This window comes from Acinetobacter sp. 228, assembly GCF_048147885.1.
This window is the reverse complement of the sequence record NZ_JAYWYV010000398.1, coordinates 1-1,203: the sequence shown is the minus strand read 5'-3', so window position 1 is coordinate 1,203 and position 1,203 is coordinate 1. Positions and strand designations below refer to the sequence as shown.

General features: G+C 45.3%; 1 protein-coding gene. It reads right to left on the bottom strand.

Annotation, left to right across the window (positions count from 1 at the left end):
• The coding region (locus VXQ92_RS19335) for a terminase (protein ID WP_416682890.1) at positions 1-1,203 on the bottom strand (1,203 nt) is incomplete at both ends.

Below are 1,203 nucleotides of genomic sequence, written 5' to 3'. Positions count from 1 at the left end.
AGGATTTTCCCAACACCATTTTTTGTGTACGTTGGTTGTGATAACTCAGTCGTGAGTAATGCCAATTCCTTAGCATCGATATCTTCACTTGATAGTGAAATGATCATGTCTGGATCATAATCACGCCCCTCAAGTGCTCTAAAAGTTTCCTGAAAGCGCAAACGTAATGACCACCAAGACTGAGCTTTAAGATTGGCAAAAAAGTCTTTGTTAAGACGTTTCTCTACCATTTCCCCTTCAGGGTCATGAACTGAACCGGATCCGCGGAATGACTCCACATTAATCTCGGATAAGCCCAGCTCTCTGCGCTTTTCATTAATCACACGCGCATCACCACGGCACCCGGCGCCAAGGCCATCGGCATCGTAAAACAGCGTATCGATGGATTTCTCAAAGCATAGGTCCATAGCTTTTTGAGTTGTTCCGAAAATGTCATCGCCTTTACCAGACCATGTGGCCAAGTAAGTCATTACTACGCCGTGACGTGCTGCAAAAGAGTTTTTATCCTTACCTTCATCCGCTACGTCTAAGCCTCCTATACGGTCACCTGTAGGCTCAATTTGAAGCTTTTTGTGTGCATCGATTGCAGCTTGAACCCAAGCTGAAGGAATTAAGACACCCTCTACCGAAGCGGCATAGTTAATATCGACCTCTTGAGCAAGTACCACATCATCAAGTGTGGCCAACTGCTTTTCATACCACGGGTAAATAACTTTGCCGTTGTAGGTAACAGTCCAGTTCTTATCCGGGTTAGCTCGCCAAGGCATGGTAAAGACGGCGTAACGACCACTGAATCTATCCTGGTGAAATCGATCGCCAATACCGTTCGGTGTAGATCCTTTAATGTGGACGTTGGTGTTTTGCGAGATAGCAGCATCTACAGCTTCTTGCCGTTCTACGAATGCCCATTCATCCAAAAAGTACATCGTGGTACGTCCACCACGACCGATATTGTCACCTGCTTCACCGGTAATAGTTGCGCCGTTATCCGGGTTAATGATGCGCATGTAGTTATCATGCACTTTCTCGACAAAGCCCTTAGGTTTTAACCAATCAGGCATTTTGCTGAACATATCGCGGAACTTGTGAAATAGTGTTTTATGGTCACCCTTCTTAACAACTAGATCCTCTTTGAGGCTACCAACTCCACCCGCAAAACATTCTACAAATAACCAACGATGTAAGAAAAACCCCAGCACAACA